This is a genomic window from Enterocloster alcoholdehydrogenati, assembly GCF_013282095.1.
GTDB classification, from domain to species: Bacteria; Bacillota; Clostridia; order Lachnospirales; family Lachnospiraceae; genus Enterocloster; species Enterocloster alcoholdehydrogenati.
Map to the genome: position 1 here is coordinate 167,085 of NZ_BLTJ01000001.1, position 17,745 is coordinate 184,829.

At 47.0% G+C, this 17,745-nt stretch carries 21 protein-coding genes; 3 read left to right on the forward strand and 18 right to left on the reverse strand.

Going from position 1 to position 17,745, the window contains the following annotated elements; all coding sequences use genetic code 11:
• Positions 1-380 precede the first annotated feature (380 nt).
• Positions 381-638, forward strand: coding sequence for an HPr family phosphocarrier protein (locus HW447_RS00795; RefSeq protein ID WP_176253418.1), 258 nt, complete (start codon positions 381-383; stop codon positions 636-638).
• Between the two features lie 327 nt (positions 639-965).
• Positions 966-2,027 carry a tyrosine-type recombinase/integrase gene (locus HW447_RS00800; protein WP_176253419.1) on the forward strand — a complete coding sequence of 354 codons (1,062 nt, stop codon included), beginning with the start codon at positions 966-968 and terminating at the stop codon, positions 2,025-2,027.
• Between the two features lie 99 nt (positions 2,028-2,126).
• On the opposite strand, the gene HW447_RS00805 is transcribed toward HW447_RS00800, so the two are convergent.
• The 3 genes from HW447_RS00805 to yneA form a co-directional block, all read right to left on the reverse strand.
• Positions 2,127-2,558 (reverse strand): flavodoxin, encoded by a 432-nt coding sequence (locus HW447_RS00805; protein ID WP_176253420.1) that lies wholly within the window; start codon positions 2,556-2,558, stop codon positions 2,127-2,129.
• Between the two features lie 18 nt (positions 2,559-2,576).
• Positions 2,577-3,200, reverse strand: coding sequence for a DUF3793 family protein (locus tag HW447_RS00810; protein WP_176253421.1), 624 nt, complete (start codon positions 3,198-3,200; stop codon positions 2,577-2,579).
• Positions 3,201-3,305: 105 nt separating this feature from the next.
• Positions 3,306-3,617: a cell division suppressor protein YneA gene (gene yneA, locus HW447_RS00815; RefSeq protein ID WP_176253422.1), complete on the reverse strand. Its 312-nt coding sequence runs from the start codon at positions 3,615-3,617 to the stop codon at positions 3,306-3,308.
• Between the two features lie 199 nt (positions 3,618-3,816).
• Between yneA and lexA the strand changes: the two genes are divergently transcribed.
• On the forward strand, positions 3,817-4,431 hold the full coding sequence (lexA, locus tag HW447_RS00820) for a transcriptional repressor LexA (protein WP_176253423.1): 615 nt from the start codon (positions 3,817-3,819) through the stop codon (positions 4,429-4,431).
• A 163-nt stretch (positions 4,432-4,594) separates the two neighbouring features.
• Here lexA and rsfS read toward each other — a convergent pair whose 3' ends face one another.
• The 15 genes from rsfS to HW447_RS00895 form a co-directional block, all read right to left on the reverse strand.
• Positions 4,595-4,945: a ribosome silencing factor gene (gene rsfS / locus HW447_RS00825; RefSeq protein WP_176253424.1), complete on the reverse strand. Its 351-nt coding sequence runs from the start codon at positions 4,943-4,945 to the stop codon at positions 4,595-4,597.
• 79 nt (positions 4,946-5,024) lie between these two features.
• Positions 5,025-5,615, reverse strand: a complete 591-nt coding sequence (gene yqeK / locus HW447_RS00830; RefSeq protein ID WP_176253729.1) for a bis(5'-nucleosyl)-tetraphosphatase (symmetrical) YqeK — start codon at positions 5,613-5,615, stop codon at positions 5,025-5,027.
• 38 nt (positions 5,616-5,653) lie between these two features.
• Entirely contained in the window at positions 5,654-6,259 is a 606-nt protein-coding gene (gene nadD, locus HW447_RS00835; RefSeq protein WP_176253425.1) for a nicotinate-nucleotide adenylyltransferase, read from the reverse strand.
• Between the two features lie 21 nt (positions 6,260-6,280).
• The gene (yhbY, locus tag HW447_RS00840; RefSeq protein WP_176253426.1) at positions 6,281-6,577 is read right to left on the reverse strand and encodes a ribosome assembly RNA-binding protein YhbY; all 297 of its coding nucleotides are present in this window, start codon (positions 6,575-6,577) and stop codon (positions 6,281-6,283) included.
• A 90-nt stretch (positions 6,578-6,667) separates the two neighbouring features.
• A complete protein-coding gene (obgE, locus tag HW447_RS00845) occupies positions 6,668-7,957 on the reverse strand; it encodes a GTPase ObgE (protein WP_176253427.1) in 1,290 nt (429 codons plus the stop codon).
• 116 nt (positions 7,958-8,073) lie between these two features.
• A complete protein-coding gene (gene rpmA / locus HW447_RS00850; RefSeq protein WP_066548452.1) occupies positions 8,074-8,364 on the reverse strand; it encodes a 50S ribosomal protein L27 in 291 nt (96 codons plus the stop codon).
• Positions 8,365-8,367: 3 nt separating this feature from the next.
• Positions 8,368-8,709: a ribosomal-processing cysteine protease Prp gene (locus HW447_RS00855; RefSeq protein WP_176253428.1), complete on the reverse strand. Its 342-nt coding sequence runs from the start codon at positions 8,707-8,709 to the stop codon at positions 8,368-8,370.
• Between the two features lie 11 nt (positions 8,710-8,720).
• Positions 8,721-9,029 (reverse strand): 50S ribosomal protein L21, encoded by a 309-nt coding sequence (rplU, locus tag HW447_RS00860; RefSeq protein WP_066548443.1) that lies wholly within the window; start codon positions 9,027-9,029, stop codon positions 8,721-8,723.
• A gap of 127 nt (positions 9,030-9,156) precedes the next feature.
• Entirely contained in the window at positions 9,157-10,221 is a 1,065-nt protein-coding gene (locus tag HW447_RS17910) for a hypothetical protein (RefSeq protein ID WP_243176167.1), read from the reverse strand.
• A 3-nt stretch (positions 10,222-10,224) separates the two neighbouring features.
• Positions 10,225-10,755: an ECF transporter S component gene (locus HW447_RS00870; protein ID WP_176253429.1), complete on the reverse strand. Its 531-nt coding sequence runs from the start codon at positions 10,753-10,755 to the stop codon at positions 10,225-10,227.
• A gap of 241 nt (positions 10,756-10,996) precedes the next feature.
• The gene (locus HW447_RS00875) at positions 10,997-12,436 is read right to left on the reverse strand and encodes a TrkH family potassium uptake protein (RefSeq protein ID WP_176253430.1); all 1,440 of its coding nucleotides are present in this window, start codon (positions 12,434-12,436) and stop codon (positions 10,997-10,999) included.
• Positions 12,437-12,449: 13 nt separating this feature from the next.
• Positions 12,450-13,808 (reverse strand): Trk system potassium transporter TrkA, encoded by a 1,359-nt coding sequence (trkA, locus tag HW447_RS00880; protein ID WP_176253431.1) that lies wholly within the window; start codon positions 13,806-13,808, stop codon positions 12,450-12,452.
• Positions 13,805-15,016, reverse strand: coding sequence for a ribonuclease E/G (locus HW447_RS00885; protein WP_176253432.1), 1,212 nt, complete (start codon positions 15,014-15,016; stop codon positions 13,805-13,807). The genes trkA and HW447_RS00885 overlap by 4 nt, the downstream gene beginning before the upstream one ends.
• Positions 15,016-15,765 carry a TIGR03936 family radical SAM-associated protein gene (locus HW447_RS00890; protein WP_176253433.1) on the reverse strand — a complete coding sequence of 250 codons (750 nt, stop codon included), beginning with the start codon at positions 15,763-15,765 and terminating at the stop codon, positions 15,016-15,018. Before HW447_RS00890 ends, HW447_RS00885 begins: the two co-directional genes overlap by 1 nt.
• Entirely contained in the window at positions 15,762-17,636 is a 1,875-nt protein-coding gene (locus HW447_RS00895) for a TIGR03960 family B12-binding radical SAM protein (RefSeq protein ID WP_176253434.1), read from the reverse strand. The genes HW447_RS00890 and HW447_RS00895 overlap by 4 nt, the downstream gene beginning before the upstream one ends.
• Positions 17,637-17,745: the final 109 nt, after the last annotated feature.

Below are 17,745 nucleotides of genomic sequence, written 5' to 3' on the forward strand. Positions count from 1 at the left end.
ATAAATAGGATGAACAGATGGGACAGACGGCTTAGATTACCGTTTGACCCTAACAGCATGGAATTATTCTAACGGGCCTTTGCACCGGTGTCAAGAAAAAGAACAGGCAAAACACAAAGTAAAACGATACAGAAACGAAACTTTGATTCAACTGTTGTCATTATAACTTGATTGTGTTAGAATAATGTCGGAGATTACCAAGCATACGCATCCGTTCATATGGTTTTACCCCCAAAATGTATGACCCGCCCATTGATTCAGGTATTTTTTATGTGATTTGTCATAAATCACATAAAGTTTGACAAAAAGAGGAGCATACCATCTGTAAAGGCTGCGTCTGCAGGCATTTGCAAACAAATACACATAAAGGATGATGAAACATGATAAGCTATCGATACGTTATTTCAAACAGCCAGGGCCTCCATGCCTCTAATTCCATGAGCCTTAGCCGAGCTGCATCTGACTACCAAAGCCAGATTACCATGACCAGTTCCAAAGGGGATGCCAACTGCAAAAACGTTCTGGCTCTTATGAGCCTGAATGCCAGACAGGGCGAAACCGTTGTGCTGAATGTAGATGGACCAGATGAGAAGCAGGCGGCCGGATTTTTAAACGGTTTGCTTAGAACCATTTTATAGTATCATAACCATAAACAGAAAAAGCGGCCCGAATTTGTGTTCCGGGACCGTTTTTCTGTTTATGCGGCCATCAAAGGAACGCTGGCTGCACGTACAGCTGCAAATGGCAAAGAGCAGAGCCCATATGATTATAAAAAATATATTTCAAATTATATATAAAAGAAAAACGGCATCCAGAGGCTTCAAAGATATAACATAGGGTCTGTGGGGTATTGTTTGTAACTATTCGCGAAACACAGCTTTAACGAATAGTTATGGCAAAATTCGTTGTTCACTGCCGTATAATCCCTATACAATTAAAAAGCATTTAAATGGAGTGTTCTAATTATGAGTAATTTATCCTATCACGAACAACAGGACAAAGAAAATATTGTCCGCCTCCGCACATTGATCCGGGATCTTCCGGGATTCTGCGGAGATTTTTTCAGAGGCATCGAGCCGCGTACTTCTTCCAGAACCCGGATCGCCTATGCCTACGATCTTCATATATTTTTTGACTTTCTTCACAAGGAAAATCCGGCTTTAAAGCAAATAGATATCAAAGACTTCTCTCTGGAGCTTCTGGATCAGCTGTCCGTCACAGATTTTGAGGAATATATGGAGTATCTGAAATACCGGTTCAATGACAAAAATCAGGAAATCATGAACCGGGAACGAGGAATTATGCGCAAAATCTCTTCCTTAAAGAGTTTTTATAATTATTTCTACCGTAACGAGCGGATCAGGAATAATCCGGCTGCCCTTGTGCGCCTCCCTAAGATCCATGAAAAGGAAATCATTCGGTTAGATGTGGATGAGGTCGCTCTCCTGCTGGATGAGGTGGAACAGGGCGATAAACTGACAGATAAGCAGAAATCCTACCACAATAAAACCAAAACCCGGGATCTTGCCATTATGACTCTCCTGCTTGGAACCGGGATTCGTGTATCTGAGTGTGTAGGTTTGAATATTGCTGATATTGACTTTAAGAATGGAGGTATCCGTATTTACAGAAAAGGCGGTAAGGAAGTTACGGTATATTTCGGTTCCGAGGTAGAGGAAGCCCTTTTGGACTATCTGGAAGAACGCGATCGGATCATTCCGGAATCCGGCAGTGAAGATGCGCTTTTCCTCTCCCTTCAGCGTCGGCGTATGGCGGTACGCAGCGTAGAGAATCTGGTTAAAAAATATGCGAAAACCGTAGCGCCTCTTAAACCAATCACTCCCCATAAGCTTCGCAGCACCTACGGCACCAGTCTGTACCGTGAAACCGGCGATATTTATCTGGTAGCCGATGTTCTGGGCCACTCAGACGTAAACACCACCAAGCGCCATTATGCAGCTTTGGAGGATGAGCGTCGGCGAAGCGCCCGCAATAAGGTTCAGCTGCGCGAAAAAGGCCGCCCATAAGGCGGCCGAAACAGCAAAAAGGATTGTCACCGAAGCAGCTTTGTATATCCGGCGGCAATCCTTTTTCTCTTTATCTCTCTTCTCTTCGCTTCCTGCGGTTTACACAGCAGCCAGCGCCTTACCCAGTTCTCTGCACTTTTCCAGAATCTCATCATCCGGTGTTTCCTGAACAATCACGCCCTCACCTTCGGCGATCACTGCACCGGCTGCTGTCATCCGTTCTTCCCAGTCACGCATCCACTGTCCGTCTCCCCATCCATAGGAACCAAACAGCCCCACTGTCTTTCCCGACACAAAACCCTCCAGAGCAGCCACAAACGGCTCCATCTCATCCTCTTCCAGAACCTCAGCGCCCATAGCCGGGCATCCAAGAGCTATCGCTTTTGCACCCTTTAAGGTTTCCGGATCCACCGCAGATACCTCCGCCAGTTTCGCTTTCTTTCCCGCTTCGTCTATGCCCTGGGCCACCGCCTGAGCCATCGCCTCTGTATTGCCTGTCTGTGACCAGTAAACTACCATAATCTCGTCCATATCATTTTCCTCCTTGACTTAGAATGCGCCAGCTGCCGGGCAGTATCCGTACAGATGATGCATCTCCATGATCGTTCTGACTGTCATGCCTTTTGCCATCAGATGGATGACTTTCTCTCTGGCATGGTCATAGCTTGCGAAAATACGCTGGCATTCCTCTAAATTGGAATACACCTTCCAATAGCCGCTGTAAAGAGACCTTCTTCCCTGATTCTCAATAAACCCCTTTACGTCCTCCGCCGGATATCCCAAAAGAAGTCCAATCTCATGAGGAAACGTCTTGCAGCCTTCCATATGTTCCCGGTAGCGCGTTCCCACCAGCGATAGGATTTCACCAAGCTCCATCCCCTCATACCCGAAACGCTCCATCAGCTCTCTTACCGGCCCTGTGGCAAGATATTCCTTCAGCTGCTCCTTCCTGTATAAAAGGTACACAGCCTTTCCATTTGATTCACAGAGCAGAAAACAGGAAACAGACGTCCTGCTGAACAGACGTGCTGTCTGGATATGGCAGGACTGGTCTACTGTCAGCAGATTGGAGATCTTTACGCCCGTCAGAAGCGGCGCGCACTGCAAAGCGGTCTGTGTCTCCATCTCCTTCCGGTCAAGACAGAGCATCAGCTCAAGGGTCTCTTTACTCATAACATACCTCGCACCTGTCAGAATTGTTAGTTAGTTTTTGCTAACTTTATTCATATCTTATCAGACCAGGCCTAAAAATGCAATACCATTTGGAGATAATCTTTCTCACTTATAATAGACAATAGTCAGGTGAGCTCCCACATGGATCGTATCCTCGCGAAGGGTGTTCATTTGCCTCAGCTTCTCCACATACTCCTCGGTCGTCAAATGGCTTCCCTTCCGGTAACGGTTTGCAATCCCCCAGAGACTGTCCCCTTCCTGAATCTCAATACTGCTGTAATAAGGCATTGTCTTGGGCTTCTCCTCTTCTGCCAGCGTAGTAAGCATACTATGGCCGGCAATCACCGTTACAGTAAATAAAAACATAAAACAGGCTGCAAAAAATCTTCTCCTGATTCTTCTTACAGACCTTCTCATATCTGCTCCTCCTTAGTATAAACATATGTTTCGTGAACAAACGTTCTTGCTTTGTGTCTACACTATATCATCAGAACGTACGTTTTGTCAATAAAAAATCCAAAAAATCCGAACAAAGGTTTGCATTTTCGCCAAACATATGTTACTATAGTATCAACCGATATCGCACGTATTATGCAATAAGCAGGAGGTACTATTTATGGCACAGGATAAGATTACTGCAAAACAGCAGGAAATATTAGAATATATCAAGAACACCATTTTAAACAAGGGCTATCCGCCGGCTGTCCGGGAGATCTGCGAAGCAGTTCATTTAAAGTCTACTTCTTCCGTCCACTCCCATCTGGCGGCCCTTGAGGAAAAAGGCTATATCAGAAGGGATCCCACCAAGCCGAGAACCATTGAGATTCTGGATGACTCTTTTAATTTTAATCGCAGAGAGATGGTCAATATCCCTGTAATCGGCACTGTAGCAGCCGGAGAGCCTATTTTGGCAGAAGAACGGATTGAGGATTACTTCCCATTTCCAGCGGAAGCTCTCCCCAACGCAGAAACATTTATGCTGAACGTAAAGGGTGAAAGTATGATTGATGCCGGTATACTTCCCGGAGACCGTCTGATTGTAGAGCAGCGCTCCACTGCTGAAAACGGCGAAATCGTAGTCGCTCTTTTGGACGATTCTGCTACAGTCAAGCGCTATTATAAGGAAAAAGACCACTACCGTCTTCAGCCAGAAAATGCATCCATGGATCCCATTATCACTGATCATGTTGATATTCTGGGCAAGGTAATCGGACTGATCCGCCTGATATAGTGACTTTCATTCAGATGTACCAATATCCCCAAAAGTCTCTGGCAGCAGTTTTCGGATATTTTACAAAAAATGCAGTCATCTGCAGGGAGAAATCTAAATCGACTTCTCCCTGCAGATGACTGCGGCCTTCTCATGTATATTTCAGATTTTTGTCTTGTTTGCTTTACAGTTCATTTATATCCACAAAGGTTTTTCCGTCTCTCCAGATCCGCTCCAGATCATAGAATAAACGATCCTCTCTGCAAAAGATATGAACAATCACGTCCTTATAGTCCATGAGGATCCAGTTAGCACTCTGATATCCCTCAATCTGTCTGCACTCGCAGCCAGCTTTTTCCAGCATCTCCTCTACGTTGTCAGCCATGGCCTGTACCTGGTTGGAGTTGCTTCCGTCTGCAATGATAAAATAATCTGCCAGAACGGATACGGACTGGATATCTATGATTTTAATATCCTGCCCTTTTTTGTCACTGAGTGCCTCGTAGGCAATCTTAACCATTTCCTTAGAAGTCATTCTTCTTTTCCTTTCATTCTGTCGCTCTATAAGTACCATCTATGGATAAAGGAGTATGCTCTCCTATCCCCATTGTGCACTATATTTTCCTGACTCTCTCGGCAAAATATTCATATGCCTGCACAGTCATAGAATCAATCGTTCCGCCCTTTTTCTTAAGATATTCCAGGGTTCCGTCCAGAATGGCATACATAGTCTGATCCAGATCCTCATAGGCCATCCGGCGAATCTCTTTCAGATTCTCTGCCTTGTAACGTCTGGGTTCAATATAATCGGCAATATAAAGGATCTTATCCAGCACCGTCATATCCGGTTTCCCTGTCGTATGACAGGCGATAGCATCTAAGATCTCCTGATCCTCGATGTGGTACTTATGTTCTGCCAGCCATGCTCCATACCTGGCGTGCAGAACTGCCAGGGCTTTTTTTTCCTCCTCTGTCACTGCAATCCCATGCTTTAAGCATTTTTTCAAAATAATATCGTCAGGAAAACGCTTTCCGCAGTCATGAAGAAGGCCTGCCAACTCTGCTTTGTCCACGTCGCAGCCGTAACGCATGGCCAGGTTCATGCAGGTAAAAGAAACACTGAGGGAATGTTCATAACGCATGGGATCCAATTTATTTCTCAGCTTTCTGCGAAACATCATAACTTGGCTGCACTGATGATCCATTTTCATTGAAAACCGCCTTTCCGCTCGTTGAGACTGTCTTACTGATACAGCCCATGGGCTTTTATATATTCTGCCACTGTCTCAGGCACCCATCTGGTCAGATCCTTCCCTTCCTTTGCCGCTTTTCGAATCTCCTCTGAAGAAATATCCATTTCCTTAAAAGAGATCCGTCCGATCTTCGCTCCGTATTTCGCCTCCAGATAGGCGATCTGAGCCTCTAACGGCCTGTGGGTGCGCCCGTAGGGCCGTCCCGCTACCAGAATCATCGTCTCTTTCATTACCATTTCCGGATGAAACCAGTCCTCGATCTCATACAAGGAATCAGCCCCTTCTATGAAATAAAACAGGTGCCGGGGATATGCCTCCTTTAACAGCATAAGCGTCTGGGCTGTATAGCTGTTTCCCTGGCGTTGAAACTCAAAATCCGAATACCGAAACTTTGGATCTTCTTTAATCGCCAGTTTTACCATATCCTGGCGTTCCGTCCCTTTTGTCACCTTTTTTGTCTGCTTATGGGGGGGAAGGCTGGAGGGCATAAACCAGACCTGATCCAGGTCAAACTGCCGGTATGCCTGCTGCCCCAGAGTCAGATGGCCTCTGTGAATGGGATCAAATGTACCGCCTAAAAGCCCAATCTTTGCCATAACGAATCTCTCCCCTGCCTGTTATTTCGGAAGTGCGATCTTTCTTTTTGTCTCGTCCTTTGCCGGACGGTACAGTACGATCTTGCGTCCGATCACCTGGACTACCTGAGAATGGGTCCGCTCTGCCAGCACCTCAGCGATGGAACGGCCGTCATCCAGACAGTTCTTTAAAACCGTTATCTTAATCAGTTCTCTGGCTTCCAGCGCCTCAGCCACTGCCTGAGTCACCTCAGGAGTAAGGCTGGATTTTCCGATCTGAAAGATCGGATCCAGGTTCATTGCCAGGCCCTTTAAATAGGCTCTCTGCTTACTTGTCATATCTGCTCCTTTATATAAGCTGCGCATATGGAACAACCGCCATTATGCGCAGAACATCCATCTCATTTGCAACTTTCATCAATTCGGCCATTATTTATAATAGTCAAACTCCAGTCCGTACATTCGAACTGTATCTCCCTCGTGAATGCCCGCCTTCTCCAGATCATCCAGGATTCCTGTATTTTTAAGGAATTTCTGGAAGAAATCAAAGCCCTTTTCTGAATCCAGATTGGTGTATCCAAGCATCTTCTCGATTCTGGGGCCTTCTACCACATATGCACCGTCATCCGCTCTTGTAACAGTATACGGCAGACTGCGGTCGCCCTGATACTGAATTTCAAATTCCTTTTCAAAGATCACAGGGGTGGTATCAACCGTCTTTAACAGGTCATTGATATGCCACAGCAGCTCCTTCACACCCTGGCGGCTAACAGCGGAAATCGGGAATACACGGATACCCTTGGGCTCAAATTCTGCTTTCAAGGCCTTAAGAACCTGTTTTCCATCCTCCTCAGAGTACAGAGCATCCATCTTATTAGCTGCGATTACCTGAGGACGCTCTAAAAGCTGTGGATTGTATTTTTCCAGTTCCCGGTTAATGGTGCGGATATCCTCTAAGGGATCCCGTCCTTCTACGGAAGCGGCGTCCACTACATGGACAAGGACTTTGGTGCGCTCAATATGACGCAGGAAGGAATGCCCAAGGCCGACTCCTTCAGAGGCTCCTTCGATCAGACCGGGGATATCAGCCATAACAAAGCCTGCGCCATCTCCCAAATCTACCACACCCAAATGGGGATTTAATGTAGTGAAATGGTAGTTGGCAATCTCCGGCTTTGCATTGCTCACAACGGAAAGCAGGGTGGATTTTCCTACATTGGGATAGCCCACAAGACCTACATCAGCAATGACCTTCAGTTCTAACTGCACCCACAGTTCCTGGCCCGGCTGACCCGGCTGGGCATATTTAGGCACCTGCATAGTAGAGGTGGCAAAATGCATATTTCCAAGTCCGCCCTTACCGCCTTTTAAGATCACTTCTCTCATATTATCGCCAGACATATCGGCAATCACCTTACCGGTCTCAAAATCCTTGATCACTGTTCCCTCAGGAACCTTGATTACCAGATCATCGGCATCTGCTCCATGGCAGCGGCGTTTTCCGCCCTCCTGTCCGTCCCTGGCTGCGTATTTGTGCACATGACGGAAATCTACCAGCGTATTCTTTCCTTTGTCTACCTGAAAGATCACATCTCCGCCTCTTCCGCCGTCACCGCCGTCAGGACCGCCATTGGGGACATAAAGTTCCCGCCTGAAGGACACATGGCCATCTCCGCCTTTGCCGGACTTGATAAATATTTTTGCACGATCTGCAAACATATAACAGCACCTCCCTTATTGTGCATTTTCGGAGTCTCATCATACATACCCGACCAAGATACCGGGTACACTGTTAAAAAAAGGGCTCCATACACCAGGTATGGGGCCCCTCAGAATTATTCGTTGATTGCTCTTGGGTAAACAGAAACCTGCTTTCTGTCTCTGCCCTTTCTTTCAAACTTAACAACTCCGTCTACTAATGCAAATAAGGTATCGTCACCGCCCTTACCTACGTTGTTGCCAGGATGAATGTGGGTACCGCGCTGTCTGTACAGGATGTTTCCTGCCAGTACGAACTGTCCGTCAGCTCTCTTGGCTCCCAGCCTCTTAGACTCGGAATCACGGCCATTCTTAGTAGAACCAACACCCTTTTTATGAGCGAATAACTGAAGGTTCATCTTTAACATATCTTACACCTCCTCAAACCGGATGATAATGTATGATCTCCCATAATCTTTCTCAATATTCTGAAGCCCCAGAACAAGAGATTTCATAAGGAGCTGTGATTCAGGGCTTATGTCTGAGGTGAACCGAAAATCAAACTGAACGTCCTCCTGTCCGGCTGCGCCCTCAAATGCATCTTCCGTAAATGTCTCTACCGAATTGTAAAAATTGATTGCAAGAGCAGATACCGCTGCGCAGATGATATCCTCACCCTCTTCGGCATAATCCGCATGGCCTTCAATCACAATCCCGCAGTAAAGTCCATTGCCTGAATCTCTGGAATTTTTTAATACAGTTGCCTGAATCATATCATTTACAATTAGGCGTTGATCTTCTCGATCTTAACCTGTGTATAGAGCTGTCTGTGGCCATTCTTCTTGTGATAGCCAGTCTTTCTCTTATACTTGTAAACGATCACTTTCTTAGCCTTGCCTTCCTTCTCAACTGTTGCTGTAACAGTTGCTCCGGCTACGGTTGGGCATCCGATCTGCAGTTCGCCGTTGTTCACAGCCAGCACCTGGTCAAATGTTACGGTCTCGCCTGCGCCTGCGCCCAGTCTTTCTACCTTAATGACATCGCCTTCTGCTACCTTGTACTGCTTTCCGCCTGTTGCAATAATCGCGTACATAAAAGGCACCTCCTATGTTCATTACTCGCCAGCTTCGGTGCCGGTTGTTTCAGATCACTCTGTTTCACCAGACTTTTACCCCGCTGTGCGGCATACTTTTATAATATATCATCCCTATTTTAATCTGTCAACATATTTTTTCAGCATTATTTTCCATTCGGATACTTTTTTCCCGAATGCCAAAAGCCGCAAAGTAATCATTTTCCTTTGGAATCCATTCCTGTTTAAACCGTTCCAGCATACTCTCTCCATTCCGCGCCAGAATCCGATTCAGCTGTTTAGCCGGACTGACTTCACAGAAAAAGCGCAAATCCCAGATATCCCCAAAATAGGGATGCTGACTGTAAGAGCCTTCCACGATGTTCAGCCGGTTCCAGGATGTTTTGACAAAATGATCCAAGGTCTGAGTTTTGCAGTCATAGACTTGATATTCCAAGCCCTCCCGTTCTCCCAGGTGATCCAGGATCTCCTCTTTAAACCGTTCATAATCCACGTTAGCGCCCACCTGGTTCATTCGTTTCGGGGTACGCTGGTGGGGCTGCAAAAAGAAATCATCCATATGAAACAGATTGCAGGAGTAGACGCTCTGTAAAATACGTCCCATAGTGCTTTTTCCTGCAGCACACATCCCATCAATGGATATCAGGAGCATTTCCTTCTCGGCCAGCGCCTGATCAATCTTTACAAACGCCTCATAATAGCGCGCATAGCAGTCTGCTACTACCCGGTATGCAGGGTGATAGGCTTCACAGTAACAGGCGCTGTGGCTTACCGGAGGACAGCCCCGGCTGCGGTACAGATCCAGATATACTTCGGCCTGTGCTTTTTCATAGGGGAGTTCTCCCTGCTCACAGCACTGCATCAAAAGAGTCAGTTTCTTCTCAAACGCTTCCCTTGTTCCGCCCTTTCCATTTGCCGTCTCCACAAACAGACGATTCAGGGTATCAGGAGACAGCCCCTCATTCAAGGCATCTATGTAAATCCGGTGCATACCTCCCCCAATACTTTCACACACCACAGGAGGTTTTCTGCCCTTGCAGCCCTTCCATTCATCCTCCAGGCTTTTCAGACTTTTTTCAGGGCTGGTGACCATATGGCCTCCGCCAAACTCACTCTGATACAGCAGCTTTACAGCATCCTGAAGCTGCATCTGAGGGTATCTGTGAAAATGTTCCAATAATATTTCTTTCATTTGTTATTTGATTACCTTTGCTTTTCTTAATGCTACAATGATAACAGGAATAAGCACAATCTGCAATACAATTCCCGGAACAGCCTTAAGAAGCGCACCGCTTAGAAAGATTTTTACAGAGAAAGCATTTCCCATAATGCCGTAGAGCACCATGCTTACCACACCCCATACAATACGCCCGCCAATCATGGCTCCGATCAGGCTCACATAAATGGATACCATATTTTTTTCCAGTTTTTCATAGAGAATCCCTGTAATAGCACCATAAGCAGCCAGTTCAAATGCCATAGCGGCGGCTACCGGCATCATCGGGGGCATTCCAAACATAACGCTTCGCAGCAGCGGCACAATCAAACCTACAGTCAGTCCCCACTGCCATCCGCAGACATAGCCGCAGATCAGTACCGGGATGTGCATGGGAAGGAGCATACTTCCTATGGTTGGGATCTGTCCTGTAAAGAAGGGAAGCACAATTCCCAAAGCCAGAAACAGCGCTGCACCTGCCATGTTTTTTGTTGAAAATCTTTCCGTCATACCTTGCTCTCCTTTTTGCACAAAAAAACCAGAAAAATACATATCCTGCCGGATATCAGTACCTTCCTGGTATCAATTATGCGTTTTCTATTAAATTTTTAGATCTGCTGCTTTAAAAGCACATAGCGGCTTCTGCCGGAAAGCTGACTTCTGCCAGCCGATGAATTCATTATAGCTAAAAGAACGGTTTACGTCAAGAAAATGTGTGCGGGAAAGATATTTTCATCCATCCGCTTTCCCTTTACCCCCTCTTCCATGTTCCCGGTGAAAACAGAACAAGGATGGGAAACAGTTCCAGCCTTCCAGCCAGCATATCAAAAATCAGAACCAGCTTGGACAAGTCAGAAAGCATGGAGAAATTTGAGCTTGGGCCGACCACCGACAAACCGGGACCGATGTTGTTAAAATTGGCGGCTACTGCGGAAAAACTGGTGGCAAAATCAAAATTGTCCAGACTGACCAGCAGCACAGAAACCGTAAAAATGAACGCATACAGAATCAGATATGCATTTAAAGACCGCAAAACAGGGTGCCCCAGCACCTTTCCCTCATATTTGATTACCTTTACGCTGCGGGGATGAATTACCGCGGCCATCTCCTTTTTCGCTTCCTTAAAGGCCATCATGATTCGGGACACCTTAATGCCGCCGCCGGTGCTTCCGGCGCAGGCTCCGGTAAACATAAGCAGCAGGAGAATATATTTTGAAAACTCCGGCCACTGGTCAAAATTTACGCTGGCATAGCCTGTGGTTGTGATAATAGATGATACCTGAAACAGAGCATGATGAACCGCCAAAAACAAAGAAGGAAACAAATGGCGCACATTGAGGGTGATCAGGACTACGGCTGCAAGAATAATTGCCAGATATCCTCTCATTTCCTCACAGCGGAAGGCGTCTTTGGGCCTTTTAATCAGCAGCAGATAATAAACATTGAAATTCACGCCAAAAAGAATCATGGCAATGCTTAAAACAGCCTGCTGATACAGGGTATACTCGGCCTGACCACTGTTTCGGCAGGAAAAGCCGCCAGTGCCCGCAGCGCCAAAGCTCATGCATATGGTATCGAAAATGGGCATACCGCCGATCAGGAGAAAAACCATGGTCATGACTGTCATTAGGAAATAGATCTGATACAGCAGCTTTGCCGTAATGCGGATCTTGGGAACCAGTTTTCCCACCGATGGCCCCGGACTTTCCGCCCGCATGATGTGCATATTATAGTCGCCTGCCATGGGAAGAATGGACAGAATAAATACAAGGATCCCCATGCCGCCGATCCAGTGGGAAAAACTGCGCCAGATCAAAGTAGCCCTGGACAGATCCTCCACCTTCGGCACCACACTGGAGCCGGTAGTTGTAAAACCGGATACGATTTCAAACAGCGCGTCAATAAAGCGGGGAATCTCTCCGCTGAGCCAAAACGGCATACATCCAAAAAGGCTGAGTACGATCCAGCCCATCGATACCAGCACAAACCCCTCTTTCGCAAAAAACATTTTCACCTCAGGCTTCTTTCTGGTACACAGAAAACCCAGAAGCCCGCAAACACAGGCTACAGCCATATAACAGGTGATTACGGATTCACGGTAAACCGCTGCTGCTGCGATAGGAATGAGCAGAAGAAGGGCTTCGATATTCATAATCCAGCCCAGCATATAGATAATAATACTTCTATTCATCTCTTCCCCGCCTTTACTTTAAAATATCTGTCAGATCATTTAAACCGGTACAGGTCGTCACTACCACCACCGTATCACCAGCCTGGATCGTATCTTTGCCGCGGGGGGTAATAATCGTTCCTCCCCGGTTAATGCAGGCGATCAGAAGGTTATCTTTCAGTTTGAGCTGCTCCAGAGAGACCCCAAGAATGGGAGAGCCTTCTTTTACCCGAAACTCCAGCGCCTCGGCTTTATCCGCCGCAATCTTATAAAGGGTCTCGATATTACTGCTTCCCATGGAATTCTGCATAGCCCGGACATACTGGAGAATGATCTCCGCCGTCAGCATCTTGGGCTGAATCAGGCTTCCCAGATTTAAGGAATTTACTACATTTTCAAAGGCGATCTTATTGACCTTTGTAATCAGCTTCGCCTTAGACTGACTGGCCGCATAAAGGGACAGCATGATATTTTCCTCGTCAAATCCGGTCAGACTGGCAAATGCCTCCGTCTGACGGATGCCCTCTTCTAAAAGCAGCTGTTCATCGGTTCCGTCTCCGTGAATAATCATGGCCTTGGGAAGCTGTTCACTTAAACGGCGGCAGCGCTCCTCATCCCGTTCGATGATCTTAATCTTGATCTTCGTATCCTCCAGCAGATTGCACAGATAATGTGTCAATTTGCCGCCGCCTACAAACATGGCGCTCTTAACGGAGTTGTTGTCAATTCCCGCCTTTTTGAAAAATTCGGCGCTGTCCTGATGTGAGGCAATAAAAGAAATTTTGTCTCCCTTTTTCATCACGAAATTTCCATCCGGAATCACCACGTCATTTCCCCGTTCTACCACGCAGATCAGCACATTGCTCTTTAGACGGCTGACCACATCCACGACCTTCATCCCATCCAGATTAGAATATTCCGGTATCAGGAATTTTAAGAGTTCAATCCTCCCTTTGGCAAAGGGCTCGATCTTGATGGCAGACGGAAAACGTAAAATGCGCGCGATCTCCCTGGCTGCCGCCAGCTCCGGATTGATTGCCAGCGACAGATTCAGTTCTTCACGAATATAACGGATCTCTGCTGAATACTCAGGATTACGGATACGGGCAATGGTATGGCAGTTGCCTGCCTTTTTTGCAATCAGGCAGCAGAGCATATTCAGTTCATCGGAATTTGTAGTCGCAATCAGCAGATCCGCATCCTGGATCCCTGCCTCCATCTGCACCTGGTAAATGGCCCCATTCCCTGTCACTCCCATCACGTCAGCGCTGTCAGAAAGATTCTGAATCGCCTCATCATTTGTATCAATCAGCGTAATATCATGATTTTCCCGGTTCAGCTGCTCGGCCAGTGTGGTTCCCACCTTGCCGCAGCCAACAATTATGATTTTCATATCCTCATATCCCCCTGCATCCCATCATAGGTTTGGCCAGCCTGTTCATAGAGCGGTTTTCTCACCTTTTTTCTTGTGATCTCCACCAGTCCCAACGGCGTCATATCTACCACCACCGTCCGAATGGGATCCTTTGATACAGCCTGTTTTAAACTGTCAAGGAGCTCCTTTTTATCTTCCTCATGTTCCATGTCGATAAAATCCACCATAATGATACCGGAAAGATTCCTAAGCCGCAGCTGCAGTGCGATCGCATCGGCTGCCTCTTTATTGATCTTTCGTATGGTATCTGCCATTTTCTTTTTTCCCTCATATTTCCCGGTGTTTACATCAATGACTGTCATGGCCTCTGTGGGCTCGATCACCAGATAACCACCGGATTTTAACCAGACCCGTTTTCCAAGGGCCTTTTTAAGAACCGTTTCCAGACTGTAAAGCCTGGAAAGAGGCAGAAGGCTATCCTCATAAAACTGAAGCTTTTCTGCGTCTTTTACCTGCTCCTGCCCCAGATAAGTCCTGAGCTGTCCGTAAATCTCTTTATCGTCCGTCACAATGGCATCCAGCTGTCCCTCATAGGCATCCCGGATCCCTGTGATGTAGGAAGGAAGGGGCTTGTACAGACAGGAGCCGCAGGTTCTGCAGGCCCCGTCTGCCATCAGCTTTCTAAGCTGGTCTCTTAAAAGCATATACTCCTTTAAAAGCGCACTGGTTCCTGCCTGCTCTGCATTGGTCCGCACAATAACGCCCATGCCCTCCAGATTCGCCGCATCCAGGCAGGCTTTTGCTGCTTCTCTAAACTGGCTGTCTTTGATCTTGCCTGAAAATCCGATTCCCTTTTTTCCTGCTGTGACTACACAGAAACGGCCAGGAAGAGAGAGATTGGCGGTCAGCACCGGGGCTTTTGTCTTCACCCCGTCTTTGCTGACCTGAACCAGAATCTCATCTCCCTGGCGCAAAGGGCCTTCCTTTCGGCCGGCATCTGTAAACAAGTGACTGCGATTCTCTGTAAGGCTGTAGTACCCCACACAGACTCCCGCATCCACAAACGCCGCGTTAATACCGGGAACTACCTTCTGAACCCGTCCCACATAGATATGATTTACAGTGGAACTGCCTTCTTCTTCAAGCATAAGTTCTTCTGCTTCCCCGTCCCGGATCAGCGCTGTACATATTTTTCCATGAAGCCTTGTAATAATCCGTTTTTCCATCACGCAATATCCTGTCCTAACGCTCCCAGGGGAATAAAGGCGTGTTTTCCTTTCTCTCTCTCCTGCTCGGAAGCCTGATCCGCATATACTTCCTCTCTCTGAACCATAAATGCAAACGGCGGGCGTTGGGTTCCCAGCCTCTCATAATAAGCGTCCAGAAGAAGTTCAGGCTTGATATTGGCTGCGCTTCCTGTTGAGACTTTCATAAAGAGCCGCGTTTTTTCATCCCTCTCTCCCGGCATTACAGAAAGTTCATATATAAACGGCTTAAGGTCCATCTCCTTTTCTCCCTTTTTTGTCTTTTTAAGGACAATGACCTGAGGCTGATCAAAAAAGGCTGTGAATTTTCTAAACCACTCCTCTTCGCTTTCATTCTCCGGCTCGTATCCAGGCCGGAAGGTCAGAGTGTAGTCTGCAGCAGCCACGCTTGACATGGCATTGGCTGCTGTGTCAGGAAGCAGCCTGTACTCTGCGATCTCAAAGCCTTCCGCCATAACGGCATTTAAACGATCCATCATCCGGGCCGTAGAGTCGGTGGAATGTACCTCAATATCCACATACTCTCCGTTGCTGGTTATTCCCACACCAAGAGGAGCGGCAAAGGACATGATCTGATGGGGACTGAAGCCGCCGCTGTAGCAGATCTCCACATCCGCTCTGCGGATAGCTTTCTGGAAGTAGCGCATTACATCCAGATGTCCGATGAATTTCATATTTCCTGTTTTTCTGAACTTAATACGGATTTTCATTGGTCTTTCCCCCTGGTCTCAAAACATACGCCGCCGCCAAAGCCCATGGCTCCGCAGCCGGAACATTTCTGACGGCAGTTTGGCGTTCCCTCGCCCTTTAAGGCCTGCTGCCATTCTCTCTTTAAAAATGCCTTCGTTACACCTGCATCAATAAAATCCCAGGGAAATAGCTCATCCAGGCCTCGTTCTCTTGTGGTATAAAAGTCCATATCCACACCGCAGGTCTCAAACGCTTCCATCCAGATCTCATTTTTAAAGAACTCAGACCAGGAATCGAACACAGCCCCCTTTTTGTAGGCCTCTTCAATCACAGGCCCCACCCGGCGGTCACCCCGGGCCAGAACGCCTTCAAGGACAGTCAGCTCTGCCTCATGCCAGTTGTATTTTAAACTCTTGAAATTCTTCATCTCACGGAATTTGCTGCGGACAATATTGGCTCTCTCTAAAAATTCCTCCTTAGTGCACATCTTCGCCCACTGGAAGGGGGTAAAGGGCTTTGGCACAAAAAAGGAAGAACTGGCAACCACCTGAACCTTGCCGTTTCTCTGATCCTTTGGAATATCATAATATGTTTCCGCGATCTTCTCCGATAAAAGAGCAATACCTTCCATATCTTCTGTCGTCTCTGTGGGCTGTCCCAGCATAAAGTAAAGCTTTACACGGTTCCAGCCGGCCTGAAATGCCTCCGAAGCGCCCTTTAGGATCACCTCTTCTGTCAGGCCCTTGTTAATCACGTCGCGGAGACGCTGGGAGCCTGCCTCTGGAGCAAAAGTCAGACTGCTCTTTTTGATATCCTGAACCTTACTCATTACATCCAGGGAAAAGGCGTCGATTCTTAAAGACGGCAGGGAAATATTTACACCCTTTCCCTTAAACTCGTCAATAAGGAAATTCACCAGGCCCTCCAGGCAGGTATAGTCGCTGGAACTGAGAGAACTAAGAGAAATCTCTTCATGGCCGGTGCTTTTGAGCATATCGTAGGCATAGCGCTTTAAATACTCCAGACTGTGTTCTCTTAAGGGGCGGTATACATTTCCTGCCTGACAGAAACGGCAGCCGCGGATACATCCTCTCTGGATCTCTAAAACCACACGGTCCTGCGTGACCTTCATATAAGGTACCAGCGGATTTTCAATGTAGCCCACGCTGTCCATATCAGCAACTACCTGCTTGCGGATTTTCTCTTTTGCATGGCTGTTGTTGGGGGTAAAACTCTTTAAGGTACCGTCCTCATTGTACTCTGGGTCATAGAATGAGGGAACATAGATACCAGGGATCTTTGCCGCCAGCTCTAAGAAGTCCTTTCTCGACCCTCCTGCTTTTTTATTTTCCTGATACCGGTCAATCAGATCAAAATAGACCGTCTCACCCTCACCAATATAGAACAGATCAAAAAAGTCCGCCAACGGTTCAGGATTGTAGGCGCAGGGACCTCCGCCGATGACGATGGGGTCGGATTCTGTACGGTCACAGGCGTGAAGTGGGATCTGGGACAGATCCAGAATCTGAAGCACATTGGTGTAGCACATCTCATACTGGAGAGTAATGCCTAAAAAGTCAAAGTTCTTTACCGGTTCCTGGGATTCCAGAGTAAACAGAGGGATCTTTTTTTCCCTCATAATAGGATCCAGATCCATCCAGGGACTGTATACACGCTCACAGCACACATCCTCCCGGCTGTTAAACATGGAATAGAGAATCTGAATGCCGAGATGGGACATACCGATTTCGTATACATCCGGGAAACACATGGCAAATTTTGTCTTTACCTGGGAGTGATCCTTCACCACCATATTTATCTCGCCGCCGATATAGCGGGCAGGCTGCTGGATGGACAGCAGGATCTCGTCACTTAATGCTAATTTTCTCATTGTTCTTCCTTCTTATTTTGGTTGAGTTGCATTGTTTTTGTCTGAAAAATCATTCATATTCTTTATTTTCAGGTCAAAATTTTTCAGCACATTTTAACACGATGCATTA